Source organism: Enterobacter sp. E1 (assembly GCF_016809815.1).
Classification (GTDB): domain Bacteria; phylum Pseudomonadota; class Gammaproteobacteria; order Enterobacterales; family Enterobacteriaceae; genus Enterobacter; species Enterobacter adelaidei.
This window is the reverse complement of the sequence record NZ_JAFBJM010000005.1, coordinates 262,784-278,262: the sequence shown is the minus strand read 5'-3', so window position 1 is coordinate 278,262 and position 15,479 is coordinate 262,784. Positions and strand designations below refer to the sequence as shown.

The 15,479-nt window shown below is 56.2% G+C and carries 11 protein-coding genes; 5 read left to right on the top strand and 6 right to left on the bottom strand.

The genetic code is table 11. The annotated features are described in order from the left end of the window. Positions 1-2 precede the first annotated feature (2 nt). The gene (gene hemL / locus JGF26_RS15495) at positions 3-1,283 is read left to right on the top strand and encodes a glutamate-1-semialdehyde 2,1-aminomutase (RefSeq protein ID WP_134708315.1); all 1,281 of its coding nucleotides are present in this window, start codon (positions 3-5) and stop codon (positions 1,281-1,283) included. Between the two features lie 34 nt (positions 1,284-1,317). Here hemL and fhuB read toward each other — a convergent pair whose 3' ends face one another. From fhuB to hrpB, 6 genes are all read right to left on the bottom strand, one after another. Continuing rightward, complete coding sequence (fhuB, locus tag JGF26_RS15490; RefSeq protein ID WP_134708314.1) at positions 1,318-3,300, bottom strand: Fe(3+)-hydroxamate ABC transporter permease FhuB; 1,983 nt, start codon at positions 3,298-3,300, stop codon at positions 1,318-1,320. Further along, on the bottom strand, positions 3,297-4,187 hold the full coding sequence (fhuD, locus tag JGF26_RS15485; protein WP_134708313.1) for a Fe(3+)-hydroxamate ABC transporter substrate-binding protein FhuD: 891 nt from the start codon (positions 4,185-4,187) through the stop codon (positions 3,297-3,299). Before fhuD ends, fhuB begins: the two co-directional genes overlap by 4 nt. Continuing rightward, entirely contained in the window at positions 4,187-4,984 is a 798-nt protein-coding gene (fhuC, locus tag JGF26_RS15480; RefSeq protein ID WP_049005303.1) for a Fe3+-hydroxamate ABC transporter ATP-binding protein FhuC, read from the bottom strand. The genes fhuD and fhuC overlap by 1 nt, the downstream gene beginning before the upstream one ends. A 50-nt stretch (positions 4,985-5,034) precedes the next feature. Further along, positions 5,035-7,284: a ferrichrome porin FhuA gene (fhuA, locus tag JGF26_RS15475; protein ID WP_134708312.1), complete on the bottom strand. Its 2,250-nt coding sequence runs from the start codon at positions 7,282-7,284 to the stop codon at positions 5,035-5,037. Positions 7,285-7,519: 235 nt separating this feature from the next. After that, positions 7,520-10,045 (bottom strand): bifunctional glycosyl transferase/transpeptidase, encoded by a 2,526-nt coding sequence (gene mrcB / locus JGF26_RS15470; RefSeq protein ID WP_049005301.1) that lies wholly within the window; start codon positions 10,043-10,045, stop codon positions 7,520-7,522. A gap of 79 nt (positions 10,046-10,124) precedes the next feature. After that, on the bottom strand, positions 10,125-12,554 hold the full coding sequence (gene hrpB, locus JGF26_RS15465; RefSeq protein ID WP_134708311.1) for an ATP-dependent helicase HrpB: 2,430 nt from the start codon (positions 12,552-12,554) through the stop codon (positions 10,125-10,127). Between the two features lie 73 nt (positions 12,555-12,627). On the opposite strand from hrpB, the gene thpR reads away from it, so the two are divergent. The 4 genes from thpR (at position 12,628) to gluQRS (ending at position 15,459) form a co-directional block, all read left to right on the top strand. Then, complete coding sequence (gene thpR, locus JGF26_RS15460) at positions 12,628-13,173, top strand: RNA 2',3'-cyclic phosphodiesterase (protein ID WP_049005299.1); 546 nt, start codon at positions 12,628-12,630, stop codon at positions 13,171-13,173. Beyond that, on the top strand, positions 13,173-13,877 hold the full coding sequence (gene sfsA / locus JGF26_RS15455; RefSeq protein ID WP_129323910.1) for a DNA/RNA nuclease SfsA: 705 nt from the start codon (positions 13,173-13,175) through the stop codon (positions 13,875-13,877). Before thpR ends, sfsA begins: the two co-directional genes overlap by 1 nt. Positions 13,878-14,053: 176 nt before the next feature. Next, positions 14,054-14,509, top strand: coding sequence for an RNA polymerase-binding protein DksA (gene dksA / locus JGF26_RS15450; protein WP_001155232.1), 456 nt, complete (start codon positions 14,054-14,056; stop codon positions 14,507-14,509). 59 nt (positions 14,510-14,568) lie between these two features. Then, on the top strand, positions 14,569-15,459 hold the full coding sequence (gene gluQRS / locus JGF26_RS15445) for a tRNA glutamyl-Q(34) synthetase GluQRS (protein ID WP_134708310.1): 891 nt from the start codon (positions 14,569-14,571) through the stop codon (positions 15,457-15,459). Positions 15,460-15,479 lie beyond the last annotated feature (20 nt).

The following is a 15,479-nucleotide window of genomic DNA, read 5'->3' as shown; positions in this document are numbered from 1 at the left end:
CCATGAGCAAGTCTGAAAACCTCTACAGTGCAGCCCGCGAGCTTATTCCGGGTGGCGTGAACTCACCTGTACGCGCCTTTACCGGCGTTGGCGGCACGCCGCTGTTTATCGAACGTGCTGACGGCGCGTATCTGTATGATGTCGATGGCAAAGCCTACATTGATTATGTCGGTTCCTGGGGACCGATGGTACTGGGGCATAACCACCCTGCTATTCGTAACGCGGTGATTGAAGCGGCTCAGCGTGGCCTGAGCTTCGGCGCGCCAACCGAGATGGAAGTGAGAATGGCGGAGCTGGTGACTGAACTGGTGCCCACCATGGACATGGTGCGCATGGTGAACTCCGGTACCGAAGCCACCATGAGCGCCATCCGTCTGGCGCGTGGTTTTACTGGCCGCGACAAAATCATCAAATTTGAAGGCTGCTACCACGGCCACGCGGACTGCCTGTTGGTGAAAGCGGGCTCCGGCGCGCTGACCCTCGGCCAGCCAAACTCTCCGGGTGTACCGGCTGATTTCGCAAAGCACACGCTAACCTGTACCTATAACGATCTGGATACCGTTCGCGCAGCGTTCGAGCAATATCCACAGGAGATCGCCTGCATTATCGTTGAGCCCGTTGCGGGCAACATGAACTGCATCCCACCGCAACCTGATTTCCTGCCGGGCCTGCGCGCACTGTGTGATGAATTCGGCGCGCTGCTGATCATTGACGAAGTGATGACCGGCTTCCGCGTAGCGCTGGCGGGTGCCCAGTCCTATTATGGCGTTGAGCCTGATCTGACCTGCCTCGGCAAAATTATCGGCGGCGGTATGCCAGTCGGTGCATTCGGTGGCCGTAAGGATGTGATGGAAGCCCTGGCACCAACAGGCCCGGTTTACCAGGCGGGAACGCTCTCCGGTAACCCAATCGCGATGGCTGCGGGCTTCGCCTGCCTGACCGAAGTGGCTCAGCCTGGTATTCATGAGACCCTGACTGACCTCACCACTCAGCTGGCAAACGGTCTGCTGGAAGCCGCCGAAGAAGCGGGTATCCCGCTGGTGGTGAACCATGTGGGAGGGATGTTCGGAATTTTCTTCACCGATGCGAAAACCGTCACCTGCTATCAGGATGTGGTGAAATGTGACGTCGAGCGCTTCAAGCGCTTCTTCCACCTGATGCTGGAAGAAGGGGTGTACCTGGCTCCGTCAGCGTTCGAAGCGGGCTTTATGTCCGTGGCGCACAGCGAAGACGATATCAATAACACCATCGACGCGGCGCGTAAGGTGTTCGCGAAGCTCTAAGGGAATTGCCGGGTGGCGCTAACGCTTACCCGGCCTACCTGCTCTGCTTTCTCAACAGATAAATAAAGTACGGCGCGCCAATAAAGGTCGACAGCAGACCTGCCGGGACCTGATAGGGAAACAGCACCATTCTTCCGCACCAGTCCGCAAACACCAGCATTATCCCGCCCGTTAGCGCCGACATCACAATATGCGGCATGGTCCGGCGAAAACCCATCATTCTGGCGATATGCGGTGCCATCAACCCCACAAAACTTAGCGGTCCTATCGTCATGGTGGCCGTCGCCGTCAGACACGCAGCCAGCAGAAGAAGCGCCACGCGCGTTGGCGTTAGCGCTAACCCGACCGCACGTGCGGTTTCGCCACCCAGCGGCAGGATGGTCATCCAGCGACGACACAGCGGCACTACCGCCAGTAACACGATCATCACGATCCCGGTATGAACAACCTGGCTGCCGGTAGCACTGTACGTTGAGCCGGAAATCCAGGTCAGTATCTTAGCCATACGCGGATCGCCACTCGCCTGAAGCAGCATCAGCAACATGGTAAATGCCGTGCTGAGCGCCATCCCGGCCAGCAGCATTCGGTGCGGGGAAAAACCACCGCGACCAGAAGCAATCAGGATGATTAACAGCGTCACCGCCGCACCAATACTCCCCGCAGGCATCAACCAGCCGAAGGCATTTCCCGGCACGAGGAACAACATCAGCACCACGCCGAACGCCGCGCCAGAGCTAATCCCCAGCACTTCCGGGCTGGCCATCGGATTGCCGGTCAGGCGCTGGATAATACAGCCCGCGACGGCCAACATGACCCCGGCAATTAACGCGGAAAGCACCCGCGGCCAGCGCCACTGCAGAAGTTCATGGAATAAATCGCCCATCGCCCAGTGCCAGCCCGCCGCATCACGCCCAAAAGCCAATGCGGCAAACGAAGCAATAATCAGCAACGCCAGACCGGCAAGGCTAAACCACAGTACTGACTGACGTTCAGCATGAACCTTATCGCCGACATCCATCGCCGGTGCGCTAATACTGCGCAGACGCGGGAGCAGCCAAAGCAGCAGCGGCGCACCAATGAGCGCGGTCACCGATCCCGTCGACACTTCCCTCCAGACTTGCGCCAGCCAGAGAATGATCTGATCGGAAAGCCAGAGGATCAGCGCGCCAATCAGCGGGGCGAGCATCAGGCGCGCCAGAAGACGCCGTGCGCCGAGCATTTTTGCCAGCAGTGGTGCAAAGAGGCCAATAAACCCGATGATGCCAACGGCGTTTACCAGCAAAGCGCTCAATACAATTGCCAGCGTCAGCGCCGCCAGACGAGCCAGCGACAGCGCCAACCCCAGGTTACGCGCCACACCATCATCCAGCCCCATTAACGTTAACGGACGCAGGAGCAGCAGGGTCAGCAGTACACCGCCAATTAGCTGCGGCCACAGACGCTCAACACCACTCCAGTCAGTCTGGGTAAGGGTTCCGGTACTCCACAGGAACATGCTTTGCAGCTGATCGTGATGGAACAGCACCAGCAGTTGATTAATCGCGCCACAATAGAGACTGACCACCAGCCCGGCCAGGATTAGCGTCACGGGGGACAGGCGTTTACCCCAGGCCACGCCAAAGACCAGCGCCCCCACCACACATGCCCCCGCGAGAGCCGCAAACTGCGTGGTTAACGCGCCGGGCAGCGCCCACAGCGTGGTAATGGTGATCCCAAGCTGCGCACCTGTTGCAACACCCAGCGTCGTCGGCTCTGCCAGAGGGTTACGCAGTACCTGCTGGAACAAAACGCCCACCAGGCCTAACCCGGCCCCGACCAGCAGCGAGATCGCCAGACGCGGTAGCAGGCTGTAGTGGAACACCATCTGCTGAATGTTGTTGATATCCGGGGCTGTCAGAGCGGTGCCCCACTCCCCGCGCGGCAATGCCGTCGACAGGTTGAACCAGGTTAAAACCAGCGCAGCAAGGAAGAGTAAGGACAACAGCAGTGCCGGGAAGCGTGCAATACGCGTACTCATGCTTTACCTCCCAGCGCATTATCCAGCACGCGGGCAAAATGCATGGCCGACAGCGTCGCGCCGTAGAACCATACCGCTGGCACGCGCTGGAAACGCTGCTCACGCACAAACGGCATCGCCTGCCAGAGCGGAGTGGCCATCAGCGTTTGCATGCCACGTTCGTTGCCGTGGTCGAAACACAGCACGTCGACATCACGAAATGCCGCCAGGCGGTCAATACCTACGGTCGTACTGCCCCAGAAGTTCATCTCACCTTCCCAGGCATTGCGAATACCAACACTGTCGAGCACGTCCTGGAACAGACAGTTTTTGCCAAAGATCAGCATATGGCGGGCATCCAGTAACGTCATCATCAACAGCGGGCGATCGCCCCGATGGGCAAAGCGCGGCTTCAGGGAATCAATCAGGGCGTCGAATTCGTCGAGATGCTTTTTAGCCTCCGCCTCACGGTTGAGGATATGCGCCATCTCGTTAATAGAGTGTCTCGCCATGGTCAGCGGTTTTTTACCGTCACTGAAGGAGAAACCTCGACCGGGCGCAATACGCGCCATTGTCTCTTCTGACGGACCGTACCCCGCAGACCAGAACAGAAATGACGGCTTCATCTGAGTGAGCAGTTCAAGGTTTGGCTCAGTCCGCAGGCCGACGTCGATCACCGAGTCCGGTAGCTTCGGCTCGTTCACCCAGAGGTTATAGTTTGGAATGTCCGCCACGCCATAAGGCGTGACGCCGAGCGCCATCATCAGCTCGACTGGCAGCCACTCAAGAGCCACGATACGGTGCGGATCGACGGCAGCGGCATGCGCCGTATTCATTTTTAATAACAACGGTGATAGCGCCATTGCCGTCAGCAGGCGACGGCGGCTCATTTGCATTGAATCCAGCATCAGAATACAAAGCTCACCGGTGATGCCCCGGCCGGGTGAGGCAGAATACCCATTGGAATTCCGTAAATGTGTTCCAGCGTTTCGCTGCGCATCAGTTCGGATGGTGTGCCCTGCGCAATCATTTCCCCGCCACGCAGCGCGACGAGGTAGTCACAATAACGCGCGGCCATGTTGATATCGTGCAGGACAGCAATCACCGTCAACCCACGCTGCTGGCTTAAGCGATGCACCAGCGCCAGAACGTCAACCTGATGGGCAATATCCAGCGCAGAAGTGGGTTCATCCAGCAGCAGGCAACGGCTGTCCTGAGCCACCAGCATCGCAATCCACGCGCGCTGACGTTCGCCCCCGGACAGGCTATCCACCAGACGGTGTGCCAGCGGTTTTAATCCCACCAGCGAAATCGCCTCTTCCACTTTTTCTCTGTCGGCGACACCGAAACGCCCAAGCGCCCCGTGCCACGGATAACGTCCAATCGCTACCAGTTCACGCACCGTCATCCCCTCCGCCTGCGGCAGCTGCTGCGGCAAATACGCGACTTTGCGGGCAAAGGCTTTACTGCTCCAGCTCTCCAGCGGTTGGTCATCCAGCAGAATATCGCCTTCCGAAGGCGGCTGATGGCGGCCCAGCATCTTAAGCAAAGTCGATTTACCGGAACCGTTGTGACCAATCAGGCCAGTGACTTTACCGGCAGGGAATGTCAAAGAGAGCGGATGCAGCAAGGTGCGCCCGGGTACGCGAAAGGAGAGATTGTTGAGCGTAAAAGTGGTGTCAGATTGTGTTTTATTATCCTGCATGTCAGCCAACTTAAATAAAAAGGGCACGGCGAACCGTGCCCAAAGAGAGATTAGAAGCGGAAGGTCGCAGTGGCTACAACCTGACGTTCAGCACCCCAGAAGCAACCGTAGGTGTTGAAGCAGCTGGCAACATATTCACGATCGAACAGGTTGTTCACGTGAAGCGCGACGTTTGAGCCGGCCATCCCTACACGCGCCAGGTCGTATCTGACAAGTGCATCAACCACGGTATAGCTGCCCACTTTGAAGGAGTTCGCCGGATCGCCAAAGCTGGAACCGGTATAACGAACGCCAGTACCCAACGTCAGGCCAGACAGCGGGCCATCAAACATGCTGTAATCCCCCCATACGGAGGCCATGTGTTTCGGCACCTGCGCTGGCGTGTTGCCTTTGTAGTTGGTGTCCGTGGTGTATTCCGCATCGGTATAGGTGTAAGAACCGACAACGTTAACGCTCGCAGACAATGCCGCTTTCGCTTCCAGCTCTACGCCACGGGAACGGATCTCACCGCCTTCAACGGAGAAGAATGAGCCCGCTGGATCAGCCATCAGGTTGTTGGTTTTCGTCAACTGGTATACCGCACCGGTAATCACGATCGGACGATCGTTCGGCACGTATTTCACACCCGCTTCGTATTGCTTACCTTTAGACGGAGCAAAGATGTTGCCACTCGCACCAGTCTGGGAAGCCGGTTCAAAGGATTCGCTATAGCTGAAGTAAGGTGTTACGCCATTGTCGAACAGATAGTTAACACCACCGCGCCAGGTGAACTGCGTGTCATCACGTTTAGCTGTCGTGTTCGTTACACGGTTATAAGACTCTTGATCGGCCCAGTCATAACGGCCACCAAGGGTTACCAGCACTTTATCCCACTGCGCCTGATCCTGAACGTACAGACCTGTCTGTTTCTGGCGGTTGAGAATTTGATAAGGGCCGGAAGTTGCAGGATCTTTTGAGCCGAAATCAAAATCGCTGTTCACCGGATGGTAGAGATCCAGCAGCGGTACAGAATCGTCATAACCAAACCAGGAGTTGATGTCATTACGCATACGCATAAAGTCAACGCCGGTCAGCAGAATGTGGTCCACCTCACCGGTAGAGAATTTGCTCTGCAGTTGAGTATCAACGGTGAAGTTCTGCAGTTTTTCATGATCGACAACGTATTTACGCGCCAGGTAATGGCCTTTGTCTGCCGGGGCTAACGCTGCACACTGTTTGTTGCCGCTATTTGCAGGATCGGTACAGACGCCATAGCCGTAAACGCTGTTTTGCGAAGTTTTATTCTCGGCAAAACGCAGGTTCTGACGCACGGTAAAGGTATCGTTGAATGCGTGATCGAAGCTATACCCCACCATTTTCTGGTTACGGGAATAGGTGTTGTTCTTCGCGCCTTCGTTGAAGTCAGTCGGCAGACGATCGCCGTTTGGCAGCGGATCAACCGTTCCCTCTTTTGGCAGCCAGCCGTAGTAGCCCGTTTCAGGCTCGTTCTGGAAATAGGAGAGGAACGTGAAGGTGGTTTTATCATCCGGACGCCAGGAGAACGATGGCGCGATAGCATAACGCTGTTCTTCCGCACGTTCCTGCTGGGCATTGTTAGAACGCGCCACGCCGGTTAAACGGTAGGAGTAAATGCCGTCGTCGTCGATCGCATCGCTAAAGTCAAAGCCAGTCTGGAACAGGCTGTCAGTACCCACTTTGAACTGGATCTCTTTCAGCGGCTCAGTGGTTGGGCGCTTACTCACCATATTCAGCAAGCCACCAGGGCTGCTTTTTCCGTACAGAACAGAAACCGGACCACGCATGATTTCAGCGCGTTCCAGCATATAAGGGTCAATCACCGCGTCGTTATAGAAGTTGCCCTGCATCTTCATACCGTCGAGGTAGTTATTCTGGCTCTGACCATCGGCCGCGAAACCGCGAATGAGCAGGTAGTCATAGGTATTGGACGCACCACGCGTGCCGACAGCAACACCTGGGGTATAACTCAGCGCTTCTTTAACAGAGCGTGGCTGATGCAATGCCATCTCTTCAGCAGTCACGACCGAAATGGACTGTGGGACCTTTTGAATCGGGGTGTCCGTTTTCGTTCCGGTCGCGGATTGCCGTGCAGCGATAGTCGCAGCGGGTCCCCAGGCACTTTCCTGTGCCGCAGGCGCTGCGGTTACCGTAATAGTTTCTTCTTTTTTCGGGGTTTCGGCAGCATGTGCATAAGTCGACATGCCGGCAACCGCTGTGGCGACGACGACCGCGAGTTTACGCAGCGACGTGTTCATTGGCTGAGCAGTATTGGAAAGCGCCATGTTGAATCTCTGATGTGAAAGTGAATGATAACGTAAACGAGAATTATTATTATGAGCGCCAGAATAATATGCGAAACGCTGGTTGCATAGCAAGCAGTAAGCAGCCCTATGAGAATTAAGGGTTTAAGAAATCATCAAGAGAAAACGAAGGGTTAATCAGAGTTAAAGCGAGGGTTAACGAAATGAGGTCTACGGGTAAAAAAAGCCCCCTTCCAGGGAAGAGGGCTTTAAAAGGCTAGTTACCGCCGAACATATCCTTAATCCAGCCGGCGACACCGTCGCTGTCTTTCTTCTCATTCTGCTGCTGCGGCTGTTGCTGCTGCGGCTGCTGTGGCTGAGAAGACGAATCAAACGGATTGCCCGATGGTTGTTCTGGCTGACTTTGCTGACACAGCGCGTCCGGGTTGGTCGTCCAGACCGGCAAGGTACGCATCCCGCCACCGCAGACAAAGTTACCGGAACCATCCACGCCCATATCAACAATGTCTTCCGGCGCGACCAGATTCAGCGGCACCGGGGACTGATTCGCCAGATAACGCTGGTAAATCGACATTGCCCCGCTTGCGCCGTACAGTTTGGTCGGCTGGTTGTTGTCGCGACCGACCCAGGTGATCACCACTTCACGGCCATCAATACCGGCAAACCAGGTATCGACGTTGTTGTTGGTGGTCCCGGTTTTACCCGCCAGATGCAGACCCGGATACTTCGCTCCCAGTTGACGCCCGGTACCACGCTGCACAACCTGTTGCATCGTCCACAGCGTCATATAGGCGGCCTGAGCGGGCACCGCACGTTCAGCCTGCGGGAAGCTCTGATACAGCACAGAACCATCTTCAGCTATTACTGAACGCAGCGCAGACAGCTGTGCGCGGTTCCCCCCGCTGGCAATGGTCTGGAACGCCTGTGCGACTTCGATTGGCGTCAGGTTAAGCGCGCCCAGAATCATTGCCGGTACCGGGTTCAGCTGATCTTTCGAAATACCCAGTTTCTGCCAGGTATCAACAATCGCTGGCAGGCCCAGTGACATGCCCAGATTAACCGTCGGTACGTTCATGGAGCGGGTTAACGCATCCACCAGCATCACCTGGCCGCTGAACTGTTTATCATCGTTCTGCGGTGACCATACCTGGCCATTAGGCTGACGCAGGGAAATTGGCGCATCCGCAATCCAGGTATTCAGGCGGTACTGGTTTGGCTGACTCAGCGCAGTGAGATAGGTCGCTGGTTTTGCCAGAGAGCCGATCGAACGACGCGCCTGCATGGCGCGGTTGTAACCTGCAAACTGTGGCTCAGCCCCGCCCACCATCGCGCGAACTTCACCGGTGTTACGGTCAACCACCACCATCGCGGTTTCAAGATCGGAGAGCTTGCGCTGTTTCTTCAGCGCCGGAATGCCTTCCACTGCCGCTTTTTCCGCGGCATCCTGCGCTACGGAGTCAAAGGTAGTGAAGATCTTCACGCCGGAGAGATCTTTAACCTTATCACCGAGCTTACTTTGCAGCTCCTGACGCACCAGCTGCATAAACGCAGGTTGAGGCGAGATCACGCCGCCGCGCGGCTGAACGCCGAGTGGACGCGCGCTCAGCATCTCGTACAGCTCCTGATCGATCACCTGCTGTTGCTGCAGCAAACGCAGCACCAGGTTACGACGCTCAAGCGCCAGTTTTGGGTTACGCCACGGGTTATAAATTGACGCCCCTTTCACCATGCCAACCAGCAGCGCCTGCTGGTCAAGGCTCAGCTCTTCAACCGGACGGCCAAAGTAGTACAGACTCGCCAGCGGGAAACCACGGATTTCGTTATCACCGCTTTGACCGAGGTACACTTCGTTCATGTACAGCTCAAGGATACGATCCTTGCTGTAACGCGCGTCCATCAGCACGGCCATGTACGCTTCGTTGGCCTTACGCCAGTAAGAGCGTTCGCTGGAGAGGAACAGGTTCTTCACCAGCTGCTGGGTGAGCGTACTCGCCCCCTGCACCGTGCGCCCTGCGGTCAGGTTCGCCAGCACCGCACGCCCTATGGAGTAAAGGCTGATGCCATCGTGCTCGTAGAAGTGACGGTCTTCGGTTGCCAGCAGCGTATCCACCAGCAGATCCGGGAAACCGTTACGGGCCACAAACAGACGCTGTTCACCGTTTGCTGACGAAAGCATGGTGATCAGGCGAGGATCAAGACGGAAGAAACCGAACTGGCGGTTGTTATCCATGTTCTCGATGGTGTCCAGACGATCGCCGTCAAAGGTCAGACGCGCCCGCACCTGTCCCTCTTTGCTGTCCGGGAAATCAAACGGACGGCGGATCATCTCGATGCTCTTCGCCTGCACGGTGAATTCACCCGGGCGCGTCATCTTCGACACCTGACGATACTGGGTGGCTTCCAGCAGCTTCACCATCTCGTTCTTACTGATGGACATATCTGGCTCAAGGTTCACCATGCGGCCATATACTGCCGCAGGCAATTGCCAGACTTTACCGTCGATACGGCTGCGGATCTTCTGATCCAGATAGACGCCGTAAATCGCCATCAGCACAACAAAAATAATGAACAGCTTCAGCAGCAGCCAGAACCAGCCGCGTTTACCCCGAGGCTTACGCCCTTTGCCTTTCCCTTTACGCGGCATCGGTTCTTCATCCTCATAATCGTCTTCATAGTCATCGTCATAGTCCTCATCTCTGAGGCGACGACGGCTTACCTTTTCTTTCACCGGACGCGTTGGTTTTCCCTTACGTCCTATTGGCTCGCGGTCATTCCCCGCCATGCTTTTTCTCCGCAACTTTCAGGCGCAAAGGCCCGATTCTCTTTTCTTCCACATCACCGTGAAAGAAGAAATCTCTCAATTAAGAATATTTCTTCGTACGCCTTGTCGGCGCGGTATTCGCCGGATCGTCCGGCCAAACGTGTTTGGGATATCGACCCTTCATCTCTTTTTGCACTTCCCGGTAGCTGCCCGCCCAGAACGCCCCCAGATCGCGGGTGATTTGTAGCGGACGATGAGCAGGCGACAACAGTTCAAGCACCACCGGCACGCGTCCTTCAGCGATGGATGGCGTGGTCGCCTCACCAAACATCTCCTGCATGCGTACCGCCAGCGCCGGAGGATTATCCTCGTGATAACGAATGGCAATCCGGCTTCCGGTCGGCACAGTGTAATGCCCTGGCAGTTCACTATCCAGACGTTGACGTAATGACCAGTCCAGTAAATTCTGTAACGCGACCTTAACATCAAGGGCTTTTAGTGCCCGCAGCGAGTGTACACCGCTCATTTGCGGCAGCAGCCAGCTCTCCAGCGAGGCAAGCAGCGTCTCATCATCCACCTCAGGCCAGGCATATTCTGGCAGCCAGCGCGCGGCACAGTGCAGACGAATACGGTATTGTTCCGCCTCGGGCGTCCAGTTCAGTACGTTCAACCCTTTTCCCCGAATGCCGTTCAGCATCGCCTGATGCAACTCTTCTTCTGACGGCTTCGCCAGCGGCTTCGTGCCAAGGGTCAATTTGCCAATCTGGCTACGCCGAAACGCCTTCAGGGTGCCCTGAGTGTCATCCCATTCGACAGTATCGGATTGCTGAAGCAGTTGCGGACAGGCACGCGTCAGGGCCTCAATATCGACAGCTATCGCCTGTAATATCCGCGCATCCGGCGACTGGCTGCCCTGCAACAGGAGCGGTGCGATCAGCCACTCATGGCGCGTCAGAGCATCGTCGCTGTCCAGCATCGCGCCCATGCCATTTGCCAACTGATAGCGACCGTCCAGCCCGCGTCGGCGCGCAATTCGGTCCGGAAATGCTTGTGCCAGCAACTGTGCGATAATATCGCTGTCTGGCGAGCCACCACGGCTGTTTAGCCGTCTGCTGAGCTGCTGCGCCCGTTGCTGCCAGTTCCCCTGATTGCGTGAAAATGCCTGCGCCAGATCGCTGCTGCCACCACGCGGCGGCTCCTCAAGAATAGCGGCCAGTTTCGCCGCCGTGGCAATTTCATCTTCCCCTTGCGCGGCAACCAGCATTGCGGCCAGACGCGGATCGTTGCCCAGCGCAGCCATTTTCTGGCCGCGTGTCGTCAGACGCTCGCCTTCAAGCGCGCCAAGCTGGGCCAGCAGTGTACGTGCTGCGGTGAGGTTTACGACAGGAGGCGGATTAAGCCAGGTCAGTTGTCCCGGGTCCGGACAGCCCCATTGCAGCAGATCCATCACCAGACCTGATAAATCACTTTGTAAAATTTCCGGGGGACTTTGTTGTGCCGCGCGTTCAGCCTGCTCTGCACTGGTCAAATGCAGGCAGATACCCGCCTCAAGACGTCCTGCACGGCCTGCGCGCTGTACCATCGACGCCTGGCTTATACGTTGCGTCAGGAGTTTCGTCAGCCCGGTACGCGGGTCAAAGCTTGCCACTCTCTCCTGCGCGCTATCCACCACCAGGCGAATACCTTCGATGGTCAAACTGGTTTCCGCAATATTGGTTGCCAGCACCACTTTGCGCTGCCCCGCAGGCGCGGGGAGAATCGCTTTACGCTGGTCGGTCAGCGACAACGCACCATAAAGCGGACACAACAGGACATCGCTACTGACACGGGAGGCCAGGTGCTCCTGCACGCGCTGGATTTCGCCCACACCGGGTAAAAAAAGCAGCAGCGAACCGGGTTCCTGACGCAACAGTTCTGCGGTGGCGATGGCGACCGCTTCATCAAAACGCTGATGGGCAGGTAGCGGTTGATAACGGCGCTCTACGGGAAACGCTCGCCCTTGCGAGGCTATCACTGGTGCATCAGGCAGCGTCTGCTGCAGCCGTTCGTTATCCAGCGTCGCCGACATAATGAGCAGCCGAAGGTCGTCACGCAGCCCCTGCTGAACATCCAGCAATAGCGCGAGAGCCAGATCCGCCTGCAGGCTGCGTTCGTGGAATTCATCCAGAATCACCAGCCCGACGCCGGTCAGTTCAGGATCGTTTTGCAGCATGCGGGTGAGTATTCCCTCGGTCACCACTTCAAGCCGCGTGGTTGGGCCGATACAGGTTTCAGCGCGCATACGGTAGCCCACCGTCTCGCCCGGTTTTTCGTTAAGCAATTCCGCCAGGCGTTGTGCCACGTTGCGCGCGGCCAGCCTGCGCGGCTCCAGCAGGATAATTTTCCCGCTGATATTCCCGTCTTTCAGGATCTGCAGTGGCAGCCAGGTGGATTTACCGGCCCCTGTCGGGGCGTTCAGCAAAACCTGCGGGGCATGTTGTAAGGCAGCGAGAAGCTCGGGAAGGACGACGGCGACCGGCAATGAGGACACTAACAGCTCCAGAGGGTTAACATTAGTCGGCGTACATTGTAGCATCGGCGCATATCATTACCGAGTCCCCCGTATGTCTGAGTCGAAACGGCTGTTTTTTGCTATTGAATTACCCGCCCCAATACAGCGGCAAATTGTTCGCTGGCGCGCTGAGCACTTCCCGCCGGAAGCGGGTCGCCCTGTTGCCGCGGCTAACCTGCACCTCACGCTGGCCTTTTTGGGTGATGTGAGCGCCGATAAACAGCGGGCCCTGGCATCAATGGCCGGACGGATCTCTCAACCGGGGTTTACGCTACACCTTGATGATGCCGGGCAGTGGTTGCGCTCGCGGGTGGTCTGGCTGGGTACACGCCAGCCGCCTCGTGGGATATTACAGCTTGCGAATATGCTGCGCGCCCAGGCGGCACGCAGCGGCTGTTACCAGAGCCCGCAACCGTTTCATCCGCATATCACGTTGCTGCGCGATGCAGGTCAGGCCGTTGCCATCCCACCACCAGGTTTTCACTGGGCCTTTCCGGTTAATGAATTCGCACTTTATGAATCCGTCTTTGCACAAGGACGCACCCGCTACACGCCGCTACAGCGCTGGACGCTGGGCAATACCGTTAAGGACGCCTGATGAAGTTTAGCCCTCCCCTGCAGCACGCCACGCTGATTCAACGCTACAAACGCTTCCTCGCAGACGTAGTCACGCCTGAAGGAACACAGCTCACCCTGCACTGCCCCAATACCGGTGCTATGACGGGGTGTGCGACACCGGGTGACCGGGTCTGGTATTCCACATCAGAGAATATGAAACGCAAATATGCCCATACCTGGGAAATGACCGAAACACAAAGCGGGGCATTTATTTGTGTTAACACCCTGCGCGCCAATCAGCTGGTTAAAGAAGCGCTAATGAATAATGCCCTTCCCGAACTGGTGGGTTATGACACGCATAAAAGCGAAGTGAAATATGGCGATGAAGGCAGCAGAATTGACTTCATGTTACAGGCGCAAGACAGGCCTGAGTGCTATATTGAAGTAAAATCAGTGACGTTAGCGGAACAGGAAAATGGCTACTTCCCGGATGCGGTAACGCTACGCGGGCAGAAGCATCTGCGAGAGCTAATGTGTGTTGCGGCGGCGGGCAAACGCGCCGTATTGCTGTTTGCGGTGTTGCATTCAGCCATTGAACGATTCTCTCCTGCCCGCCATATTGATCCTAAATACGCGCAATTGTTGAATGAGGCACAAAAGCAGGGGGTAGAGGTTTTGGCTTATAAAGCGGAACTTTCTGCCGATAATATGACTCTGAGATCCTCTCTTCCCATTGTCTTATAAGGGATTAGACGATTGATGATTAAGTGTTCTGGCCGCGTGCGCAAATACGCTTTTCCTCACAGGCTTGTCAAGTGTTACGTTTAGATAATTGCCATCCGGAAAAGCATCTGCTATTTATAGCGACCTGATTTTTCCCCCGACACGGGGATCGATAGTGCGTGTTAAGGAGAAGCAACATGCAAGAAGGGCAAAACCGTAAAACATCGTCCCTGAGTATTCTCGCCATCGCTGGGGTGGAGCCGTATCAAGAGAAACCGGGCGAAGAGTATATGAACGAAGCCCAGCTGTCGCACTTCAAGCGTATTCTTGAAGCATGGCGTAATCAACTCAGGGATGAAGTCGATCGCACCGTTACTCATATGCAGGATGAAGCTGCTAACTTCCCGGATCCGGTCGACCGTGCCGCTCAGGAAGAAGAGTTCAGCCTCGAACTGCGTAACCGTGACCGCGAACGCAAACTGATCAAAAAGATCGAGAAAACGCTGAAAAAAGTCGAAGACGAAGATTTTGGCTACTGCGAATCCTGTGGTGTTGAAATCGGTATTCGTCGCCTGGAAGCGCGTCCAACTGCCGACCTGTGCATCGACTGTAAAACACTGGCTGAAATCCGCGAAAAACAGATGGCCGGTTAATACCAGCGCTGTTTATACACTCCAAAGGCGGGAGTCACTCCCGCCTTGTTACTGTTGATATGTCTGAATCACACTATATTGGGCGCTTCGCGCCATCTCCTTCCGGTGAATTACACTTCGGCTCATTAATTGCCGCGCTCGGCAGCTACCTGCAGGCTCGTGCCAGCCAGGGCAAATGGCTTGTTCGCATTGAAGATATTGACCCTCCGCGTGAAGTTCCCGGTGCAGCAGACACCATTCTGCGTCAGCTGGAACATTACGGTCTTCACTGGGATGACGACGTTCTCTGGCAATCAAAACGTCACGATGCGTATCGGGAACGGCTGGCCTGGCTTCGTGCTCAGGGGCTTTCCTATAACTGCACCTGTACCCGCGCACGCATCCAGAGCGTGGGAGGGGTTTATGACGGTCATTGTCGTACGCTTAATCTTCCCCCGGAAAATGCCGCCGTGCGCATCAAGCAGCGCTCCCCGGTGACGCACTTTAACGATTTACTCTCCGGCAAGATCCACGCCGATGAACGTCTGGCATGTGAAGATTTTATTATCCACCGCCGTGACGGTCTGTTCGCCTACAACCTGGCCGTTGTCGTGGATGACCATTTCCAGGGCGTCACGGAAATCGTTCGTGGTGCAGATCTCGTTGAACCTACCGTGCGGCAAATATCGCTCTATCACCAGTTTGGCTGGAAAGCGCCGGATTACATTCATCTGCCGCTGGCGGTCAATGAACATGGCTGTAAGCTGTCGAAGCAAAACCATGCGCCATCCCTGCCACACGGCGATCCACGCCCGGTTTTGATCGACGCGCTGCGATTTCTCAACCAGAATGTAACCAACGAATGGCAGGATCTGCGTATTGACGAACTGCTGAAAATGGCGATCGCCCACTGGACGCTCACGGCGGTGCAAAAAATCCAGCATTCTCAAATGCGTTGCGCTGAGCTATGATTAGCCGCTTTTTTCATAAC